Below are 19,060 nucleotides of genomic sequence, written 5' to 3'. Positions count from 1 at the left end.
GCATCTTTGTCCCCGTTTTCAACTTTTCGGCCGGGGGCAACGTTCTTCGCACCGAGAACAAACTTGCTACCCGTCTTTTTCCCGCCTGCATGGTTAAGAATTTAGTTATCGTCGAGTCGCCTGCCAAAGCCAAAACCATTGAGGGTTACCTCGGGGCTGATTTTGTGGTGCGCTCCAGCTACGGGCACGTCCGCGACCTGCCGAAGGACAATAATGCCGTCGATGTCGCCAATGGCTTCAAGCCCACTTACGTGGTTGATGCCGATAAGCGCGAGCTGATTTCGCAGCTGAAGAAGCTGGCCAAAGAAGCCGAAATGGTGTGGTTGGCGAGTGACGATGACCGCGAGGGCGAGGCCATTTCGTGGCACCTCTCCGAAACCCTTAACCTCAAGGCGGAGAAGACGAAGCGCATCGTATTTCGGGAGATTACCAAGCCCGCTATTCTGGCTGCCATCCAGAACCCGCGCCAGATTAACCTCGACCTAGTGAATGCCCAGCAGGCCCGCCGCGTACTCGACCGCTTGGTGGGTTTCGAGCTGAGCCCGGTGCTGTGGCGCAAGGTGAAAGCCGGCCTGAGCGCGGGCCGCGTGCAAAGCGTGGCCGTGCGCCTGGTGGTAGACCGCGAGCGCGAAATAAACAAGCACACCTCGGCCAGCGCCTACCGCGTGGTGGCCCGCTTCGACGCCGGCCAGGGCGCTACCCTAGAGGCCGACCTACCCACCCGCTACAAGACCCGCGAGGAAGCCGAGGCATTTCTGACGCGCTGCATCGGGGCCACGTACAGTATTAATAGCCTCGATAAAAAACCGGGTAAGCGCAGCCCCGCCGCGCCGTTCACCACCTCCACCTTGCAGCAGGAGGCTTCGCGCAAGCTCGGCTTCTCGGTGGCTCAGACCATGACGGTGGCCCAGAAGCTGTACGAAGCCGGCCACATCAGCTACATGCGGACCGACTCGGTGAACCTCTCGGAAGAAGCCCGCAAGGGCGCCCGCGAAGCCATTGAAGCCGCCTACGGCGCCGAATACGCCCTGGAGCGGCAGTTCAAAACCAAGTCGGCCTCGGCCCAGGAGGCTCACGAAGCCATCCGCCCCACCGACTTCAAGAAGCTGAAAGCCGGCGCCGACGCCTCGGAGCAGCGCCTCTACGACCTCATTCGCAAGCGCGCGATGGGCTCGCAGATGGCCGATGCCCAGATTGAGCGCACCACGGCCGTGATTGGTATCAGCACCCAGCCGGGCACCACGTTTTCGGCTACGGGTGAGGTCATTACGTTTGAAGGCTTCCTGAAAGCCTACGCCGAAAGCAAGGACGATGACGATGCGCCCGCTGACGGTGAAAGCTCGTTTTCCCGTGGTTTACCACCACTCAGCGTGGGCCAGAACCTGCCCCTGCAAACCCTCACGGCCACCGAACGCTTTTCGAGCCCGCCGGCCCGCTACACCGAAGCCTCGCTGGTGAAAAAGCTGGAGGAAATGGGCATCGGCCGCCCCAGCACATACGCCCCCACCATCAGCGTGGTGCAGAAGCGCGGCTACGTCGAAAAGGACTCGCGCGAGGGTAAGGAGCGCAAGTTTTACGCCCTGGCCCTGGTTGATGGCGAGGTAAAAACCGAGCAGCGCACCGAAACCTACGGCGCCGACAAAGCCAAGCTTTTCCCAACCGATACTGCTTTGGTAGTCAACGACTTCTTGGTCGAACATTTCCCCAACATCGTGGACTTTCAGTTCACGGCCAAGGTGGAAGACGAGTTTGACCAGATTGCCAACGGCCGCGAGGATTGGGGCAACATGCTGGCCGGTTTCTACGAGCCCTTCCACAAGAGCGTGGAGCGCGGCCAGGATATCGAGCGCAGCACGCTCAGCAGCACCCGCGAAATCGGCCTACACCCCGAAACCGGCGAAAAAATAACTGCCCGCCTCGGCAAATATGGCCCCTACGTAGCCCTAGGCGAAACCAAGCCCGCCTACGCCAACCTGCGCAAGGGCATGTTTATCGAAACCATCACCTTGGAAGAGGCGCTGGATTTGTTTAAGCTACCCCGCGTGGTGGGCGATTTTGAGGGCAAGGACATGACGGCTGCCCTAGGTCGCTTTGGCCCCTACATCCGCCACGATAGCAAGTTCTACTCGCTCACCAAGGAGCAGGACCCGCACACCATCACGGGTGAGGAGGGCGTGGTGCTCATCGAGGCCAAGCGCAAGCTGGACGCCGAGCGCCTCATCAAAGAGTTTCCTGAAAACCCCGATATTCAGGTGCTCAATGGCCGCTTCGGCCCCTACATTGTGGCCGGCAAGAAGAACGTGAAGATTCCAAAGGGAGAAGAGCCCACCGAGCTCACCCTGGAGCGCTGCCTAGAGCTGGCCGCCGCCACCCCCGACAAGCCCGCCAAAGGTGGCCGCTTCGGCAAAAAAGCCGCCGCAGCTCCGGAAAAAGAAGCCGACGCTCCGGCCAAAAAAGCCGCCAAAGCCCCGAAGGCGCCCGCTGCTAAGAAAAAAGCGCCGGCCAAAAAACCAGCCGCTGCTAAAGCTGCGGTTGCCAAAGCTCCGGCTGCTAAAAAGGCTGTCGCAAAAAAGTAGCTATTCTTAGTTACATGATAAAAAGCTCCGTCTAACGCGGGGCTTTTTTTATACCTAATCGCTCCGGATGGTCGTTTACAGTCTTTGCTCACGGCATGAACTACTTGTACTTGCTTGGTCTAGTACTTGCGACCCTAGGGCTGCGGCCAGACGCCTCCCCGGCCTGGCAAACGCCTCTAGCCGCCGCCCCCAGCTATCCCTGGCTATCTACGCCGCCGGCCGCGCAGCAGCAGTTGGCACTGCGTTTTCTGCCGCCCCCGGGCTGCCGCCGCGTGATGGTGGCGGGCGGCTCGTGGGGCGCTTGGCTGCGCGGCCTACCCCTGCGCCCGGCCGGTACGCCGGCGCACCTCTACACGGGGCGGCTCAAGGATAACCAAGCCGTGGTGGCAGCCGTGATAGCTATCGACGCCGGCACCAAGGACTTGCAGCAGTGCGCCGACGCCGTGATTCGGCTGCGGGCGGAGTATTTATTTAGCCAGAATTTCAATAAAATTCATTTCCACCTGACTACCGGCTACGATGCCTGGTTTTCGGACTACGTGGTGGGCCGCACCTTTCGGGTGCAGGGCGAACAGGTGCTGCCCGCCTCCAAGCCCGCCGAGGCACCCACTCACGCGGCCCTAGGGCAGTATTTGCTGCCGGTTTTTGGCTACGCGGGCACGCTCTCGCTCAGCCGCGAGCTGCGGCCCGTGCCGCTGGAGGAGGTGCGCCCCGGCGACGTGCTCATCCACGGCGGGCGGCCCGGCCACGCCGTGCTGGTGGCCGACGTGGCCGAGCACCCGCAATCTGGCCAGCGCTATTTACTGCTGGCCCAGAGCTACATGCCGGCCCAAGACATTCATATTCTGCGCAATATTGCCCAGCCGGCCCTAGGTGCTTGGTTTGCCGTGCCCGCCCCTACCGAGCCGCTTGTTGAAACGCCCGAGTGGACGTTTGCCCGCACCGAGCTGGGGCGATTTGAATAACAAAGGCACCGTGGGCCCTGCGGGTACGCGATACGTAGGCCGTTGCACATGCGGACCCGCCGGGTCCGCGGAGCACGCGCTCACCGCGGCCGCCGTAATTTGCACGTCTTGGTTGCTTTCTGAATGAATCTGTTTTCCTACGCCACCCTGGCCAGCTACGAGTGGCAGCACCCGCGCCTGCTGCTGCTACTTGGGCTGGTGCCTTTGCTGCCGCTGCTGCGCGGGCTGCTGGCGCGCCGCCGGCAGCAGGTGGTGGTGGCATTTGGGCCGGGCGGCCTCCGGCGCGACTGGCGGGCGCTGCTGCGCTTCGTGCCCGACATCGTGCTCAGCCTGAGCCTGGCGCTGCTAGTACTGGCCGCCGCCCGGCCCCAGCACCCCAGCGAGCACCTCACCCAAACGGGCCGCGGCATCGACATTATGCTGGCCATCGACGTATCGGCGAGCATGGAGCTGGAGGACCTCAAACCCACTCGCCTGGACGCCGCTAAACGCTTGGCGCGCAGCTTTGTGCAGCAGCGAGCGGGCGACCGACTCGGCCTCATTGCCTTTGCCGGGCAGGCGTATTCGGCCGTGCCGCTCACGACCGATTACGACCTGCTGCTCGACAACCTAGGGGGCCTGCACGCCGGCCTCATTGCCGATGATGGCACGGCCATCGGCACGGCGCTCGGGGTGGCCATCAACCGCCTACGCGAGTCTACGGCGCGCTCCAAAGTGTGCCTGCTGCTTTCGGATGGCGAGAACACCGCCGGCAGCCTTGACCCGCTGCTGGGCGCGCAACTGGCCCACGCCTACGGCATCCGGCTCTACACCATCGGGCTGGGCGAAGATGGCTTCGTGCCCTACGGCCGCGACTCAGTCAGCGGCAAGCCCCGCTACGTGCAAACGCGCCTCGACGAAACCACCATGCGCCAGCTGGCGCAGGCGGCCGATGGGCAGTTTTTCCGAGCCACCGATAATGCGGCGCTACGCCAGGTATTCAGCGCGGTCAACAAGCTCGAAAAATCGGATATTCGCACCCAGCGCTACCGTAGCGTGGAGGATTTTTATCGTCCCTACCTAGGCTGGGGGCTAGTGCTGTGGCTGCTCTGGCTGGGGCTGAAAAGTACGTTTATGAGCAATGTGCTCGAAGACTAAGCGTCGCCTCGCCGGTTAGCATACCGTTGGCGAGATTAGTAGCGCAAACTTTGCAGTTCGCGTTTGCTCGCAGATAGCCAACTAAACGCGCCCTATCAAGCTCGCGCTACCTTACCCTAGCGCTCATCAAACTATATGTCGATTGCTGAAAATATTGCCGCCGTGAAACAAACCCTCCACGGCACCACCGCCCGCCTGGTAGTCGTAACCAAAACCCACCCCGTGGAGCGCCTGCAAGAGGCCTATGCGGCCGGCGGCCGCTTGTTTGGCGAAAACCGGGTGCAGGAAATGGCCGCCAAGCAACCCGAGCTGCCGGCCGACGTGGAGTGGCACCAGATTGGGCAGCTACAAACCAACAAGGTGAAGTACCTGGCTGCTTTCGTGCACACCGTGCAGAGCGTCGACAGCCTGAAGCTATTACTAGAGCTGGATAAGCACGCCGCTCGCCACCAGCGCGTTATCAACGGGTTGCTGCAATTTCATATCGCCCAGGAAGAAACAAAAACGGGCCTAAGCCTACCCGAAGCTGAGGCCATTTTGCAGGCGCCCGAGTACCAAAACCTGCGGCATGTACGCCTCACCGGCGTGATGGGCATTGCCACCAACTCGCCCGACGAGGCCGTGGTAAGAAGCGAGTTTCAGCAGCTACGGCAGCACTTCGACTACCTGAAACAGCGCTACTTTGCGCAGGACGAAGCCTTTCGCGAAATCTCGATGGGCATGAGCGCCGACTACCCGCTGGCCGTGGCCGAAGGCAGCACCCTGGTGCGGGTGGGCAGCGCCATTTTTGGCAGCCGGGGCTAACCTTTTATTTCTTTGACTTTGCAACGCCATCTTACGGTGCCGCGCACCGCCCGCTACCAGCAGCTGGGCGAGCCGTCGGCCGCCACGCGTCAACTGTGGCTGGTGGCACACGGCTACGGCCAGCTGGCCGAGTATTTTATTCGGCACTTTACATCGGTGCAGGCTCTCGACCCGGTGGGCACCGTCATCGTGGCGCCCGAGGCGCTGTCGCGCTTCTACCTCAGCGGCACCAGCGGGCGCGTAGGGGCTTCGTGGATGACCAGCGCCGACCGCCTCGCCGAGATAGCCGACCAAAATACCTATCTCGACGCCCTACTCCATCGCCTGTTGCGTACCTGCCCGCCCGACGTCCGCGTGACCGTGCTGGGTTTCTCGCAGGGCACGGCTACTGTCAGCCGCTGGCTCACGCACTTAGGTGGTCAGTGGCGGCCCCAACAACTGGTTTTATGGGCGGGCGACTTTCCAGCTGATAGTGAGCCGGGCGCGGCCCACCAACTATTGCAAGACTTGCCCGTGGTACTGGTTTGCGGCGACCAAGACGAGTATATGCTGCCGCCGCAGCTGTTGGCGCAGGCCGAATCCCTGCGCCAGCACGGCGCGCACGTGGCTACCCTAGGCTTTGCGGGTGGCCACGCGTTGCATGCAGCTACTCTGCAACAGCTTTACGAGCAAGCTATTACCCATAGCTAAAAACACCAAAAGCTACGACTGCCGCCGTACGGTAGCGGCGGCGGCCTGCGCGGCCGGAAAGATGACGACCTCGGCTAGCTGCACGTGCGGCGGACGCGTTACGATGAATTGAATGAGGTCGGCCACGTCTTCGGCCCGCAGCGGCTGCACGCCTTTGTACACGTTGGCCGCCTTCTCCTCATCGCCCTTAAAGCGCACCTCCGAAAACTCGGTTTCGACCATACCGGGCGCTACCTCGGCCACCCGGATACCCCTGGGCAGCAAGTCGATACGCATGGTGCGGGTGAGCATCGACACGGCCGCTTTTGAGGCGCAGTACACGTTGCCGTTGGCGTAGGCCTCGTGGCCCGCGATGGAGCCTAGGTTGACGATGAAGCCGCCCTCGCCCATGCGTGGCAGCACGGCCCGGCTCACGTAGAGCAGGCCCTTCACATTGCCATCCAGCATGGCGTCCCAGTCGGCCACATCGCCCTCCTGAATGGGCGACAGGCCGTGGGCGTTGCCCGCATTATTAATGAGCACGTCGATTTGCTGAAAATCAGCCGGTAGCTCGGCCACCGCGCCTTCCACGGCCGCGCGGTCGCGCACGTCGAAGGTCAGAATATGCACGGGCGTGGGCGCCAGCTGCTGAGCCAGCTCTTCGAGCCGCTCGCGCCGCCGCCCGGCCACTACCAATTGAAAGCCCGCCGCCGCCAGTGCCACGGCCGTAGCCCGCCCAATGCCGGAAGACGCTCCGGTAACAAATGCCGTCTTTTTCATTTAACAGTTATCCATTAACATTTAACAGTTTTGATTAACACGGAAGAAGCCACTGCACGGCTGTTAAATGTTAATTACTACTTGTTAAATGACATTATTCAATATTTAGATACAGTGTCACCGTGTTGGTGCGCAGGCTTTGCAGGCTGTTACTGTATGTATTATTGCGCGGGTCCAAGATGTTGCGCAGCCCGTGCGAGAAGCGCAGCTCGGGCCCAAACTTGAAGTAAGGATAGAATAAATCCAGCCCCACGCCATACTCCAGCAGCACGTCGTTACGGTTGATGGTCAGCTGGTTGATAGCCTGATTATTCTGGCGCTGGGTTACCGCAATGCTGGGCTTAACGCCCGCAATCATGTACACGCGGGTATTGCGGCGGCGGTTCGATTGGTACTTAAGCAACAGCGGCAGCTCTAGCTGCGTGGTAGCCACCTCCTGCGTGCGGATGGTGTCGGGCATGCCCACGCCACGCCCCGTAAACTCTACGCTGCGCGTTTCAAACCGCAGGCCGGGCGCAAAACGAAGGTGAAACGGCGTATTGACGTTACCTAGGCGGATATCGCCGATGAAGCCGATGGCCAAGCCGGGGCTGATAATGGAGTTAGCCGCAATACCCCGGCCCTGCTGAGCGGCCGTGACGTAGGCCGCGGACTGCTCGATGAAGAAGCGCGAGAAAGACGGTGCGATGTAAATACCTGGCCGAAAAAACCGCTGGTTATAGTTCGAGAGGTTTTCAACAGTAATACCCTTGATACGACCCTTGCGGGTGCGGTCAATGGCGTCGCTGCGCTTGCGCTGCGCCAGCGCCGGGCCAGCCCACAGCAAGAGGCCCAGCAAGGCCAGCATACTCCAGCGGTGGCGGGCACCTATTTGCGGGCCGTGTAGATGGAGCTGATGCCGAACGTAAGGGGTTGCCATGCGGGAGAAGTAAAGCCGACGCGACGCAGAATCGCCACGAAATCGGCACCATCGGGGAACGCCTGCACCGAGGCGGGCAGGTAGGTATAAGCTGAGTGGTCCTTGGAAATTACCTTGCCAAAGACGGGCAGCACCCGACTAAAATAAAAATTGTAGGCTTGCTTGAGCGGAAACGCCGTGGGCTTGCTAAATTCCAAAATCACCAGTTGGCCGCCCGGCCGCAGCACGCGGCGCATTTCGGCTAGCCCCTTTTCCAGGTGCGCAAAGTTGCGCACGCCGAACGAAGCCGTCACTGCGTCGAAGGTATCGTCCTCAAACGGCAGGTTTTCCGAATCGGCCAGCTCCAGCCGAATGCGGTGGCTGAGGTTCTTGGCCACCAGCTTTTGCCGCCCTACCTCGAGCATCCCCGCCGAAATGTCAACGCCCGTCACCTGGGCATCGGGTGCTGCCGCGCGCAGCGTTTCAATGGCGAAATCGGCCGTGCCGGTGGCAATGTCCAAGATGCGGGCTGGCCGCAGCGCCTTGAGCTCATCCACGGCCTTGCGGCGCCAGTAAATGTCGGTGCCAACGCTCAGGAAGTGGTTTAGGAAATCGTATTTCCCAGCGATGCTGTCGAACATCCGCGCCACCTGCGTTTTCTTGTCGGCGTCGTCTTCTTTATAGGGTACTACGGCCATAATTTTCGGAGTGCAAAGAACGGCATACCGCCGCAGAAAATTGTGATACGCTGCTGGAAGCTTTTGCCTCCGCCTAGGTAGGCGCGCTTACGTAATTGAAAGCTCAGCGCTGCAAACAGGACAAAAAAACGGCCGGACTGTTCGTCCGGCCGTCTCTTTTTTTAGGCAAAAGCCAGGTTGGCTTACTCGGCTTTAGCCTTGATTTTGGCCTTCTCGCCCGAAGCGTCTTTGGCTTTCGAATCAATTTCGCCGTCTTTGGCTTTGGTCTTCGACTTTTCGCCGTTGGCGCCTTTGGTTTTCACTTTTACTTTGTCGCTGTCGTCGTCCACTTTGGTTTTCACCTTAGTGCCGTCCGCGAGCTTCACTTTGCTCTTGCCGGGCTGCGGGCGGGCGGGCGCTACGGGCACCACGATAACGGTAGCCGGAGCCGGCTCCTGAATTACGGGCATCGTCTCGCCTTCTTTCAGCACCACGCGGAACTCATCGCGGCGGTTAAGCTGCATGTTCTCGGGGGTATCGTTCGGGGCGGCAGGGCGGCGCTCACCGTAGCTAACCGTGGTGAGGCGGGCACTAGCCACGCCCTGCTTCACGAGGTAGTTCTTAGCAGCATCGGCACGGTTCTGACCCAGTACCATGTTGTACTCATCCGTGTTGCGCGAGTCGCAATGGCCTTCAATCGAGATGTTCAGGCCCGTATTGGCTTGCAGGATAGAAGCCGTGTTCTTGAGGGTCGTAATCGACTCAGCCCGCAGCGTGTACTTGTCGGTGTCGAAGTAAATCTTCTTGAACCGGCTACCGCTGTCAGTAGTATCAACGTAGTTAACGTAGAAGTTTTTGGTAATCGAAGTCGAGTCGTTCGTCGAAATCGGCACCGCAAATTCTTGCGTCTCAATGTTCTTGCCGTCCTTGTTCACCGCCACCTGGTAGGTACGGCCCGACAGCATGTTCACGCTGTAGTCACCGTTCGGCTGCTTGGTGATGTCGCGGAAGCTAATGGCCTCGTTAGCAGCAGTTTTGCCGCTGAACACCAGTTCTACGCCCGGGATAGCCTGGGTGCTATCACGCTTCGAGAACACTTGGCCCTTGATGGTGACGTTCTTGATGTAGTTGATGGTGTAGATGTCTTTCTCGCCGTAGCCACCGATGCGGTATGAGCTGAGGTAAGCGTACGAGCCATCGGGAGCGAGGCGGTAGTACGAGTCGGCATCCGGCGTGTTGATGGGGTAGCCCAGGTTTTCGGGGCGGCCCCACTTGCGGCCAATGCTGTCCCACTGCGACTTGAAAATGTCGTAGCCACCCATGGTGTTGTGGCCCTTGGAGGCGAAATACAAGGACTTGCCGTCGCGGCTCAGGTACGGGCTATCGTCGTCGTACTTGGTGTTGATGGCACCACCCAGCGACTTAGCTACGCCCCAGTCGCCGCCCGCCGTGCGGGTGCTGTAGTAGAGGTCCAGGGTGTTGTCTTCCGAATACTTACCGGTCGAGAAGTACAGCGTCAGGCCGTCTGGCGTGATGTAGGCGTCGCCCTCGCGGTACTTCGAGTTAATGTTGTCGTTCAGGCGCTTGGGAGCAGTCCAGTCGCCACCAGTTTTCTCCGAGATGAAGATATCACCGTCGTTGTCGCTGCGGTACATCAGCAGCTTGCTGTCGTTGTCGTACAGCTGAATGGAAGCGTCGTGGCCTTTGCTGTTGAGCACGCCCGACAAAGAGCGGGGCTTCTCCCAGTTGTCAGCATCCGCGCGGTGGGTTTCGAAGATGTCCTCGTAGTACTCACCGTCGGCGGCGATGCCTTTCTTCTTCACGTCCGAACCCGTTACCTGCTCGCCGCGCGAGGTGTAAATCAGGGTCTTGTCATCGGACGAGATTACGGGGCTGTGCTCCGAGTACTGCGTGTTCACCGAAGGCCCTAGGTTCTTAACGAAGATGTCCTTGGGCTGGTTGAAGAGCACTTTCGCGTTCTTGCTGTGCTGAATCAGCTGCGCTACTTCTTCGCGGCGCGTATCGTTTTTCTTCTTCAGCGTGGCATTGTACGCTTGGTAGTGCGTAATGGCCTCGTCGAAGTTATAGTTGAGGTGGTCTACCTCGCCCAACCAGAATTCAATGTCGCGCGACACCTTCGGCTTCAGCTTCTGCGCCTTGTAGATGTAGTCGCTGGCCTTCTCCTTATCAAAGGACAAGTAAGCTACCCCGGCCCGGAACAGCGCCGTGGCGTTGTTGGGGTCTTTGGCCAGTACCCGCTCGTAGTAAGGGATGGAGGCACGGTAGTTTTCCAGGTCGAAAAGCTTGTTGCCAGTCTTGAGGTCCTTGCGCGTGCTCTGCGCCAGGGCGGGGCTGCTCGCGGCCGCCGTCAGGGCCAGCGCGCACGAGGCGTGCAGCAGCTTTCTGGATAGGTTGTCCATTGAAAAGAGGTGTTTGGAGTAGTTAAAGAGGTGCATTATAGATGGAATAAGCCAAGAAGTATCCTATTTAGCAGTTCGGCGTCTTATACTAAATTTTAACATCAGGGTTGGTTTTACGGCTTCTGCGCTGTTGCTAAACGACCGAACAAGTGGCACAAATATAGGCGGCTGCTCGTAGCTGTCCGGCGCCAGCGTACTACTTGGCTTTCTAAACTGTTCGCTTCTCGACCCGTTACTATATCCATTCGGGCAAAAGGTAACCCGACAAATATAGGCAAGCTGCGAAAAAAGCTCGAAAAAGAGTCTTTTTTCGCTAAATGCCTGTCCGGCACTGCAAGCCAAAGGGCGCTGCCAAGCTTTAGGGCGGCATCTTTGCACTACCTAGGGGCGGCTAGCTCCTTCTTATTAGCCACTACTAACCTACGCGCTATGCTTATCCGCGACGCTCATTTTGTGAGCAGTAACACCCAGCTGGCGGCCTGCCCTACCCCCGACCGCCCCGAGTACGCCTTCATCGGCCGCTCCAACGTGGGCAAGTCGTCGCTGCTCAATATGCTCACCGGCCGCAATGGCCTGGCCAAAATATCAAGTACCCCCGGCAAAACGCAGGTCATCAACCATTTCATGATAAATGACGAATGGTATCTGGTTGACTTGCCAGGCTACGGCTACGCCCGCGTGAGCAAAAGCTCGCGGGCCGACTGGGGCAAGATGATAAACGCCTACCTCACCCGGCGCGAAAACCTGACCTGCGTGTGCGTGCTCCTCGACTCGCGCCACCCGCCGCAGGCCGTGGACCTGGAATTTATGGAAAAGCTGGGCGAGGACGGCGTGCCGTTCGTGATGGCCTTTACTAAAACCGACAAGCAGTCGAGCACCCGCACTAATGAGCTGATAGCTACCTACCTGGCCAAGATGAGCGAGACCTGGGACGAGCTACCCAGGCACTTTCTCACGTCCGCCGAAACCGGGGTAGGGCGCGACGAGCTGCTAGGGTTTATTGAGGAGGTGAACCGGCAAGTGGCCGCCGGAGCCACCGATACGAAGTAATTTGGCCCTTCAATTGCTTCGCAACCAGCTTATCTTTTCGTATTCCTTAAACTTCCATGAAAAAAATTATGCTTTCGGTGCTTGGGTTGGCGCTCGCCGCTGGCGCGGCCCAGGCCCAAGCCACCAAGCCCGCCCCTAACACTACCGCGCCTACCCAAGCCCCGGCGCAAACCGAGCAGGGCACGGGCCTTAACCACGTGGGCGCCAGCATTCCGGTGGCCGCTTATTACGAAGGCGGCCAAGAAGCCATGTACGCTTTCATTGCCCAGGAGCTGAAATACCCGCTGCTGGCCAAGCGCAACCGCATGCAGGGCCGCTGCATCGTAAGCTTTACCCTCAACCCCGACGGCACCATGCAGGGCATCAAGCTGGTGAAGCAAGTGGGTGGCGGCACCGGCGAAGAAGCGCTGCGGGTCGTGCGCCTACTTAAATTCAAGAAACCCGAATACCCCATCCTAACCAGCTTGCCCATCGACTTTAAGCTGGGCGTAACCGGCTCGAACGCGCTGACAAACTAGTTTTCCTTAGTGATTAGCCAGTAACAATTAGCGGTTAGTTTTCCTAACTATTGCTTTGGCTGTTAACAACTACTCACTAGCCATTAACCACCAAAAAAATGCCTTACGATTTGAAAGAACTGGCGGCCATTAGCGGCCAGAGTGGCCTTTACCGCCTGCTGAAGCCCGCCCGCCACGGTGTATTGGTCGAAAGCCTCGACGCCAAAGCTGCCCGCTCGCTGGCGCCGGCCAGCAACAAGGTATCGCTACTGAGCGAAATCGGCATCTACAGCCAGGACTCGGATGATACGGTGCCGCTGACCCAGGTTTTCGACAACATCTACCAGAAGTACGGCGCCAGCCTACCCGTCACGAGCAAGTCGCCGGAAGCCGAATTGACGAGCTTCCTGGCCGAGGTACTGCCCGAGTACGACCGCGACCGCGTGTACCTGTCCGACATTAAAAAGCTGGTGACCTGGTACGGCATCGTGAGCCAGCACCTCCCCTACGAGGAAGCTGCGGCCGAAGAGGCTGCTCCCGAAACCACCGAGCAGGCCTAGCCCTAGGGCTCCGACCTGCCAGCACAAGCAAAAGCGGCGGCTTCCTAGTAGGAAGCCGCCGCTTTTGTTTTAAGGTGTTTGTTGCAGTTTTGGGTACCCTAGGCGCCGGTTAGGGCCGCGGGAGCCGACGCGACTTCCGTTTCCTGCGCTAGCAGGGCCTCGGCTTGCTCCACTAGCTCCTGGCTGCCAATGAAAATGGGGCAGCGCATGTGGCAGTCTTTAGGCTCAATGTCAAGGGTTCGTTGGTAGCCGTCGGAGCTGCGGCCGCCGGCTTGCTCCACAATGAAAGCCAGCGGGTTGCACTCGTACATGAGACGCAGCTTGCCCTTAGGCGCCTTGCCCGTAGCGGGGTAGATGTAGATGCCACCCTTGAGCAGGTTGCGGTGAAAGTCGGCCACGAGCGAGCCGATGTAGCGGGCCGAAAAACTCGCGTCTTTGCACGCTTTGACAAAGGCCGCCACGCCGGGCGAAAACGTCTCGGACGCGCCCTCGTTGATGGAGTACACGGTGCCGGTTTTGGGCGTCTGAATATCGGGGTGCGACAGGAAAAACTCGCCTAGGCTGGGCTCGTAGGTGAAGCCATTGACGCCGTTGCCGGTGGTGTACACAAGCATGGTGCTGGAGCCGTAGATGACGTAGCCCGCCGCTACCTGGTGGGTGCCGGGCTGCAGGCAGTCGGCCAGCGTGCCCGGCCGGCCGGTGGGCGACGTGCGGCGGTAGACGCTGAAAATAGTGCCGATGCTCACATTGACATCGATGTTGCTGCTCCCATCGAGCGGGTCGATGGCCACCACGTACTTGCCCTGGTCGTTGCCGGTCTGAATCATGTCCTCGTCTTCCTCGGAGATGATGGTGCAAACCTCGCCCCCGTTGCGCAGCGCCCGGATAAAGCGGATGTTGGCAATAACATCGAGCTTTTGCTGGTCCTCACCCTGCACGTTGCGGTTGCCGTAGGCGCCGGCAATGTCGATGAGGCCCGAGCGGTTGATTTCGCGGTTCACGATTTTGGCCGCTAGCGCAATGTCGCGCAGCAGTTGCGAGAGCTCCCCGGTAGCGTAAGGGAAGTCTTCCTGCTTGCGCATAATGAAGCGGTCGAGGGTGGTGCCAACGGGCAGGGCGAGTTTGTTGTGGTCCATATAAGCGTGGGGAGAGGAGAGCCTTCGCAAAGCTACCTTTTTTTGGGCAAGCTACCTACATGCACGCTACTGCCTAGTTTTGGGGCCTATGGCAACTGAACTATCGGGCCTGTTGGTCTACAAATTTGGCGGGGCTTCGGTGAAGGACGCGGCCGCCATTCTCAATCTGCGCCACATCGTCGAGACCACGGCCCCGGGCCGGCCGCTGCTCATCGTGGTGTCAGCCATGGGCAAAACGACCAATGCCCTGGAAGAAATATTCAAGCTGGCCTACGCCGGCCGCGACTACGCCGCCCCGCTGGCCCGGCTAGAGGCCTACCACCAGGAGGCAGCCCACGCCCTGGCCACCCAGCTAAAGCCCGCTACCCAAACCGACGTGCAGGAAATGCTGAACGAAGCTTTTGAGGAGCTGGGCGAGCAGCTGGCGGGGGTAGGCGGCCCGGCCAGCTACGACGAGCAGTACGACCAAGTAGTAAGCTACGGCGAGCTGCTGGCTTCGCAGCTCACGGCCCTGGTGCTGAACGACCTGCGCCCAACGCGGTGGCAGGACTGCCGCCCGCTAGTGCGCACCGACACCAGCTGGCGCGAGGGCCGCGTGAACTGGGCCGTAACCGAAAACAACCTGCGCACCGCCCTGCCGCCCCTGCTGCGCGAGGCGGGCGTCGTCGTGACCCAGGGCTTTGTGGGGGGCACCACTAAAGGCCGCACCACCACCCTGGGCCGCGAGGGCTCCGACTACTCGGCCGCCATCTTTGCCTACTGCCTGCGGGCCGAAAGCGTGACCATCTGGAAAGACGTGGCCGGCCTACTCAACGCCGACCCCAAGCTCTTCAAAGACACGGTGCGCTACCCCGAAATCAGCTACCAGGAAACCATCGAGATGGCCTACTACGGCGCCAGCGTCATCCATCCCAAGACGCTAAAGCCGCTGGCCGACCGCCAGATTCCGCTGCGGGTAAAGTCGTTTCTGGACCCTAGGGCCGAGGGCACGCTCATCCACGACTGCCAGCACCCGCCGCTGGCGCCGGCGTTTATCCGCAAGGCGGGGCAGTGCCTGCTGTCCTTGGAAAGCAAGGACTTCGCCTTTATCTCGGAGGAAAACCTGGAAGTCATTTTTGGGGCGCTGGCCCAGGCGCGGCTCAAAATTAACCTCATGCAAAACTCGGCGCTCAGCTTTTCGGTGTGCCTCGATGGCGAGCCCGCCCGGCTGGCGCAGGCCGTGGCGGCCCTAGGTGCACAGTTTCGGGTGCAGTACAACGAAGGGCTGACGCTCTTTACCATCAAAAACTACACGCCCGCCAGCGTAACCCAGCTCGTGGAAGGGCGCACAGTGCTGCTAGAGCAGCGCACGCGCAGCACGTTTCAGGTGGTGGTGCGCGAGGCATAACCAGCACGCGCTGTTTGGAGTAAGGGAGGCAGCGGTTTAGTGAGCAGTGATTAACGATTAGTGGTTAACTGTCGACATTGGCATCCGCATTTTCTTCTGCTCATCACCCAATCCCATCAAGCACTAATCACTACTAACTAATCCCTAATCACTACTATGGCTGTTCTCGTGGGCAAGCGCGCCCCTTCCTTTAAAGCATTTGCCGTCGTTGGCACGCAGGTCGAAGAAGATTTTTCGCTCGACCGCTACCTAGGCAAGCGCTACGTGCTGCTGTTCTTTTACCCGGCCGACTTTTCGGGCCTCTGCCCCACCGAGCTGTACGCTTTTCAAGACATGCTACCCGAGTTTGAGCGCCGGGGCGTGGCCGTGGTGGGTTGCAGCACCGACTCGCACCAGACGCACCAAGCCTGGCTGCGCACCCCGCGCGACGAGAGCGGCATTGTGGGCGTCACCTTCCCGCTGGTGGCCGACGCCACCAAAACCATCTCGGCCAATTACGACGTGCTAGCGGGCCACTACGACTACAACGAGGCTGGCGAAATGGTCTATATCGGCGCGCCGGTGGCCTACCGGGGCTTGTTTCTCATTGACCGCGACGGCATTGTGCGCCACCAGCTGGTGAACGACCGGTTCCTGGGCCGCCGTATTTCGGATGCCCTGCGCATGGTCGATGCCCTCCAACACTTCGAGGAGCACGGCGAAACCTGCCCCGCCAACTGGGAAGCCGATAAGTAGTTAAGAGTTAAGAGTTAGGGGTTAAGAGTTCGCTCTACTGACTACTCTTAACCCCTAACTCCTAACTCTTAACTTAATTTTGCAGCCCCGCCCGGCCTGATGCCGGGCGGGGCTGTTGTTTTTGCGTTTCCTGTATTCCCTGGGCCTAGCCCTTTATGCGCTGCTGCTGCGGCTGGTAGCTCCTTTCAACCCCAAGGCAGCGGCCTGGGTAGCCGGCCGGCAAGGCTTGCTACCGCGCATTGCCGAGGCCCTAGGGGCCGAAACCGCGCCGCGCCTGTGGGTGCACTGCGCCTCGCTGGGCGAGTTTGAGCAGGGCCGGCCCCTCATCGAGGGGCTGCGGCGGCAGTATCCCGGCCACAAAATTGTGCTGACGTTCTTCTCGCCCTCGGGCTACGAGGTGCGCAAGAGTTGGGCGGGCGCCGACTACGTGTTCTACCTGCCGCTCGATACGGCCGAGCACGCCCGGCAGTTTGTGGCGGCGGTGCGGCCCGCGCTGGCCGTGTTCGTGAAGTACGAGTTTTGGTACTACTACCTCCGCGAGTTGCGCGCGCAAGGCATTCCGGCGGTGGTGGTGGCGGCTATTTTTCGGCCTAGCCAAGTCTTCTTCCGGCCCTGGGGCGGCTTTTTTCGGGAGATTCTAAGCCAGCTCAGCTACATCTTCACTCAAAATGAAGCCTCGGCCGAGCTGCTGCGCGGCATTGGGCTGACGCGGGTGGGCGTGGCCGGCGACACGCGCTTCGACACCGTGGCGGCCACCGCGGCCGCGCCACCCAGGTCGCTGCCGCTGGTCGAGGCCTTCGTGGCCGATGGCGCGCCCGTGCTGGTGGCCGGCAGCACCTGGCCCGAAGACCTGCCCGCCCTGGCCCCGCTGATGCGCAAGCACGCCCGCACCATGCGCTTTATCGTGGCGCCGCACGAGGTGAGCGAGGCGCACCTGCTGGAGGTAGAGGCCGCCATGCCGGGCCTCACGGTGCGCTACTCGCGGGCCACGCCCGCCACCGTGGCTGAGGCGCGGCTGCTGCTCATTGATAATGTGGGGCTGCTGAGCCAGCTCTACCGCTTCGGGCGGTTTGCCTACGTGGGCGGGGCCTTCGGGGCGGGCCTGCACAATACGCTGGAAGCGGCGGCCTTTGGGATGCCGGTGTTTTTTGGGCCGCGCTACGAGCGGTTTCAGGAAGCCGTGGCGCTGGTAGACTTAGGGTGCGCTTTTCCGGCCCACTCGGCCCACGAGTTGGAACTGGCCTTCGACCGGTTGTATTACAATGAAGATGCTCGCCTCAAAGTGCAGGACGTAAGCCTCGACTACGTGCACCAGCACGCGGGGGCCACGGGGCGCATCTTGAAAGAGTTAAGAGTTATGAGTTAAGAGTTATGCAAGAGGAGAGAACAGTATTGTACAAAATCTTTCTGTTCGCTCAACGAATGGTACGACTATACAAACACCTACTGGCCAACGGGCAGCCTCGCTCTTTGGCAGACCAGCTGCTACGTAGCGGTACTTCCATAGGTGCTAATCTGGAGGAAGCTACTGGTGGAATTTCAAAGCGTGATTTTATTGCTAAGTGCAGTATTGCCTATAAGGAGGCAAGGGAAATCCATTATTGGCTACGCCTACTAAAACAAACAGATTGCCTGGAACCGCGCCTAGCTGATTCCTTATTAATGGAAGCTGAAGAGCTCCGCCGAATGCTAAGTGCCATCGTCCGCACTGCCCGAGATAACTCTTAACTCTTAACTCTTAACTCAGTGACCGGCGTTGTCGTCAAATCTACCGGCTCGTGGTACGTGGTGCGCAACCCCGCCACGGGCGCGCTCTATCGCTGCCGCCTGCGGGGCAAATTCAAGAATAAAGGCCTGAAGGTGAGCAACCCGCTGGCCGTGGGCGATGGCGTGGAGTTTGACCTACCCGAGCAGTCGGAGGGCGCGGGCGTGATTCATACCATCGCGCCGCGGCGCAACTATATCATCCGGCGCTCGGTGCACAAGAGCGAGCACGCCCACATTGTGGCGGCCAACCTCGACCAGGCCCTGCTGGTGGTCACGCTGGTGTCGCCGGCCACCTCGTTTGGCTTTATCGACCGCTTTCTGGTCACGGCCGAGGCATACCATTTGCCGGCGCTGCTCATCTTCAACAAGGCCGACCTCTACGACGAAGACACGCTCGACTACCAGCGCCAGATAGCCGGCATGTACGCCAGCGTGGGCTACCCCAGCGTGCTGTGCTCGGCCGAAACCGGCGACAACGTGGCCGCCGTGGCTTCGCTGCTACCCAATAAGGTGTCGCTGCTCTCGGGCCACTCGGGCGTGGGTAAAAGCACCCTCATCAACGAGCTGGTACCCGACCTAGACCTGAAAACGGCCGAAATCAGCGCGTTTTCTGACAAGGGCAAGCACACCACCACCTTCGCCGAAATGCTGGAAATCGTGCCCGGCACCTACCTCATCGACACGCCCGGCATCAAGGAGCTGGGGCTGGTAGACGTGCCCGCCGCCGAGCTGGCCGGCTACTTCCCCGAGATGCGCGCCCTGCTCAACCAGTGCCGCTACCACAACTGCCGCCACGTGCACGAGCCCGGCTGCGCCGTAATCGAGGCCGTGGACCAGGGCAAGCTAGCCGTACCGCGCTACGAGAGCTACCTCAGCATGCTGGCCGACGAGGACAACCGGCACTAGGAGTTAAGAGTGATGAGTTAAGAGTTTAATGACCTCTACTAATAAGTCAGCCTCATCACTACGCAGCAACTCTTAACCCTTAACTCTTAATTCCCC

Annotated in this window: 18 protein-coding genes; 13 read left to right on the top strand and 5 right to left on the bottom strand. The window is 60.2% G+C overall.

The window, feature by feature from the left end:
* Positions 1-89: 89 nt before the first annotated feature.
* The 5 genes from topA (at position 90) to ACFSDX_RS23410 (ending at position 6,172) form a co-directional block, all read left to right on the top strand.
* Positions 90-2,576, top strand: coding sequence for a type I DNA topoisomerase (gene topA / locus ACFSDX_RS23430; RefSeq protein WP_382318058.1), 2,487 nt, complete (start codon positions 90-92; stop codon positions 2,574-2,576).
* Positions 2,577-2,671: 95 nt separating this feature from the next.
* Complete coding sequence (locus tag ACFSDX_RS23425) at positions 2,672-3,541, top strand: DUF4846 domain-containing protein (protein WP_382318056.1); 870 nt, start codon at positions 2,672-2,674, stop codon at positions 3,539-3,541.
* 123 nt (positions 3,542-3,664) lie between these two features.
* Entirely contained in the window at positions 3,665-4,678 is a 1,014-nt protein-coding gene (locus ACFSDX_RS23420; RefSeq protein WP_382318054.1) for a VWA domain-containing protein, read from the top strand.
* 135 nt (positions 4,679-4,813) lie between these two features.
* Positions 4,814-5,482, top strand: coding sequence for a YggS family pyridoxal phosphate-dependent enzyme (locus tag ACFSDX_RS23415; RefSeq protein WP_382318052.1), 669 nt, complete (start codon positions 4,814-4,816; stop codon positions 5,480-5,482).
* A gap of 18 nt (positions 5,483-5,500) precedes the next feature.
* Entirely contained in the window at positions 5,501-6,172 is a 672-nt protein-coding gene (locus tag ACFSDX_RS23410) for an alpha/beta hydrolase (protein WP_382318050.1), read from the top strand.
* 12 nt (positions 6,173-6,184) lie between these two features.
* On the opposite strand, the gene ACFSDX_RS23405 is transcribed toward ACFSDX_RS23410, so the two are convergent.
* The 4 genes from ACFSDX_RS23405 to ACFSDX_RS23390 all read right to left on the bottom strand — a co-directional run bounded on the left by ACFSDX_RS23405 (position 6,185) and on the right by ACFSDX_RS23390 (position 10,926).
* Positions 6,185-6,931 carry an SDR family NAD(P)-dependent oxidoreductase gene (locus ACFSDX_RS23405; RefSeq protein WP_382318048.1) on the bottom strand — a complete coding sequence of 249 codons (747 nt, stop codon included), beginning with the start codon at positions 6,929-6,931 and terminating at the stop codon, positions 6,185-6,187.
* 94 nt (positions 6,932-7,025) lie between these two features.
* Complete coding sequence (porT, locus tag ACFSDX_RS23400) at positions 7,026-7,850, bottom strand: type IX secretion/gliding motility protein PorT/SprT (protein WP_382318046.1); 825 nt, start codon at positions 7,848-7,850, stop codon at positions 7,026-7,028.
* On the bottom strand, positions 7,799-8,527 hold the full coding sequence (gene ubiE, locus ACFSDX_RS23395) for a bifunctional demethylmenaquinone methyltransferase/2-methoxy-6-polyprenyl-1,4-benzoquinol methylase UbiE (protein WP_382318044.1): 729 nt from the start codon (positions 8,525-8,527) through the stop codon (positions 7,799-7,801). Before ubiE ends, porT begins: the two co-directional genes overlap by 52 nt.
* A gap of 182 nt (positions 8,528-8,709) precedes the next feature.
* A complete protein-coding gene (locus tag ACFSDX_RS23390) occupies positions 8,710-10,926 on the bottom strand; it encodes an OmpA family protein (protein WP_382318042.1) in 2,217 nt (738 codons plus the stop codon).
* 429 nt (positions 10,927-11,355) lie between these two features.
* Between ACFSDX_RS23390 and yihA the strand changes: the two genes are divergently transcribed.
* The 3 genes from yihA (at position 11,356) to ACFSDX_RS23375 (ending at position 13,033) form a co-directional block, all read left to right on the top strand.
* Entirely contained in the window at positions 11,356-11,976 is a 621-nt protein-coding gene (gene yihA / locus ACFSDX_RS23385) for a ribosome biogenesis GTP-binding protein YihA/YsxC (protein ID WP_382318040.1), read from the top strand.
* 56 nt (positions 11,977-12,032) lie between these two features.
* Positions 12,033-12,494 (top strand): energy transducer TonB, encoded by a 462-nt coding sequence (locus tag ACFSDX_RS23380; RefSeq protein WP_382318038.1) that lies wholly within the window; start codon positions 12,033-12,035, stop codon positions 12,492-12,494.
* 98 nt (positions 12,495-12,592) lie between these two features.
* Positions 12,593-13,033 carry a DUF5606 family protein gene (locus ACFSDX_RS23375; protein WP_382318036.1) on the top strand — a complete coding sequence of 147 codons (441 nt, stop codon included), beginning with the start codon at positions 12,593-12,595 and terminating at the stop codon, positions 13,031-13,033.
* A gap of 98 nt (positions 13,034-13,131) precedes the next feature.
* Here ACFSDX_RS23375 and fbp read toward each other — a convergent pair whose 3' ends face one another.
* Positions 13,132-14,169, bottom strand: coding sequence for a class 1 fructose-bisphosphatase (gene fbp / locus ACFSDX_RS23370; RefSeq protein WP_382318034.1), 1,038 nt, complete (start codon positions 14,167-14,169; stop codon positions 13,132-13,134).
* Positions 14,170-14,257: 88 nt separating this feature from the next.
* On the opposite strand from fbp, the gene ACFSDX_RS23365 reads away from it, so the two are divergent.
* The 5 genes from ACFSDX_RS23365 to rsgA all read left to right on the top strand — a co-directional run bounded on the left by ACFSDX_RS23365 (position 14,258) and on the right by rsgA (position 18,964).
* On the top strand, positions 14,258-15,556 hold the full coding sequence (locus ACFSDX_RS23365) for an aspartate kinase (RefSeq protein WP_382318032.1): 1,299 nt from the start codon (positions 14,258-14,260) through the stop codon (positions 15,554-15,556).
* A gap of 156 nt (positions 15,557-15,712) precedes the next feature.
* Complete coding sequence (locus ACFSDX_RS23360; RefSeq protein ID WP_382318030.1) at positions 15,713-16,291, top strand: peroxiredoxin; 579 nt, start codon at positions 15,713-15,715, stop codon at positions 16,289-16,291.
* Between the two features lie 121 nt (positions 16,292-16,412).
* Positions 16,413-17,657, top strand: coding sequence for a 3-deoxy-D-manno-octulosonic acid transferase (locus ACFSDX_RS23355; protein WP_382318028.1), 1,245 nt, complete (start codon positions 16,413-16,415; stop codon positions 17,655-17,657).
* A 5-nt stretch (positions 17,658-17,662) separates the two neighbouring features.
* Positions 17,663-18,019, top strand: coding sequence for a four helix bundle protein (locus tag ACFSDX_RS23350; protein ID WP_382318025.1), 357 nt, complete (start codon positions 17,663-17,665; stop codon positions 18,017-18,019).
* An 18-nt stretch (positions 18,020-18,037) separates the two neighbouring features.
* Entirely contained in the window at positions 18,038-18,964 is a 927-nt protein-coding gene (gene rsgA / locus ACFSDX_RS23345) for a ribosome small subunit-dependent GTPase A (RefSeq protein WP_382318023.1), read from the top strand.
* Positions 18,965-19,060: the final 96 nt, after the last annotated feature.

Source organism: Hymenobacter bucti, from assembly GCF_042681145.1.
Classification (GTDB): domain Bacteria; phylum Bacteroidota; class Bacteroidia; order Cytophagales; family Hymenobacteraceae; genus Hymenobacter; species Hymenobacter bucti.
Note: the sequence above shows the minus strand (reverse complement) of the source record. Positions and strands in the feature narration are given on the sequence as shown.

Excerpts from the sequence above, each read along its gene's own strand:
- ACFSDX_RS23375 (WP_382318036.1), top strand. The coding sequence starts at position 12,593 with ATGCCTTACGATTTGAAAGAACTGGCGGCCATTAGCGGCCAGAGTGGC.
- porT (WP_382318046.1), bottom strand. The coding sequence starts at position 7,850 with ATGGCAACCCCTTACGTTCGGCATCAGCTCCATCTACACGGCCCGCAA.
- fbp (WP_382318034.1), bottom strand. The coding sequence starts at position 14,169 with ATGGACCACAACAAACTCGCCCTGCCCGTTGGCACCACCCTCGACCGC.
- ACFSDX_RS23350 (WP_382318025.1), top strand. The coding sequence starts at position 17,663 with ATGCAAGAGGAGAGAACAGTATTGTACAAAATCTTTCTGTTCGCTCAA.
- ACFSDX_RS23415 (WP_382318052.1), top strand. The coding sequence starts at position 4,814 with ATGTCGATTGCTGAAAATATTGCCGCCGTGAAACAAACCCTCCACGGC.
- ACFSDX_RS23365 (WP_382318032.1), top strand. The coding sequence starts at position 14,258 with ATGGCAACTGAACTATCGGGCCTGTTGGTCTACAAATTTGGCGGGGCT.
- yihA (WP_382318040.1), top strand. The coding sequence starts at position 11,356 with ATGCTTATCCGCGACGCTCATTTTGTGAGCAGTAACACCCAGCTGGCG.
- ACFSDX_RS23405 (WP_382318048.1), bottom strand. The coding sequence starts at position 6,931 with ATGAAAAAGACGGCATTTGTTACCGGAGCGTCTTCCGGCATTGGGCGG.
- ACFSDX_RS23425 (WP_382318056.1), top strand. The coding sequence starts at position 2,672 with ATGAACTACTTGTACTTGCTTGGTCTAGTACTTGCGACCCTAGGGCTG.
- topA (WP_382318058.1), top strand. The coding sequence starts at position 90 with ATGGTTAAGAATTTAGTTATCGTCGAGTCGCCTGCCAAAGCCAAAACC.
- ACFSDX_RS23390 (WP_382318042.1), bottom strand. The coding sequence starts at position 10,926 with ATGGACAACCTATCCAGAAAGCTGCTGCACGCCTCGTGCGCGCTGGCC.
- ubiE (WP_382318044.1), bottom strand. The coding sequence starts at position 8,527 with ATGGCCGTAGTACCCTATAAAGAAGACGACGCCGACAAGAAAACGCAG.
- ACFSDX_RS23360 (WP_382318030.1), top strand. The coding sequence starts at position 15,713 with ATGGCTGTTCTCGTGGGCAAGCGCGCCCCTTCCTTTAAAGCATTTGCC.
- ACFSDX_RS23420 (WP_382318054.1), top strand. The coding sequence starts at position 3,665 with ATGAATCTGTTTTCCTACGCCACCCTGGCCAGCTACGAGTGGCAGCAC.
- ACFSDX_RS23380 (WP_382318038.1), top strand. The coding sequence starts at position 12,033 with ATGAAAAAAATTATGCTTTCGGTGCTTGGGTTGGCGCTCGCCGCTGGC.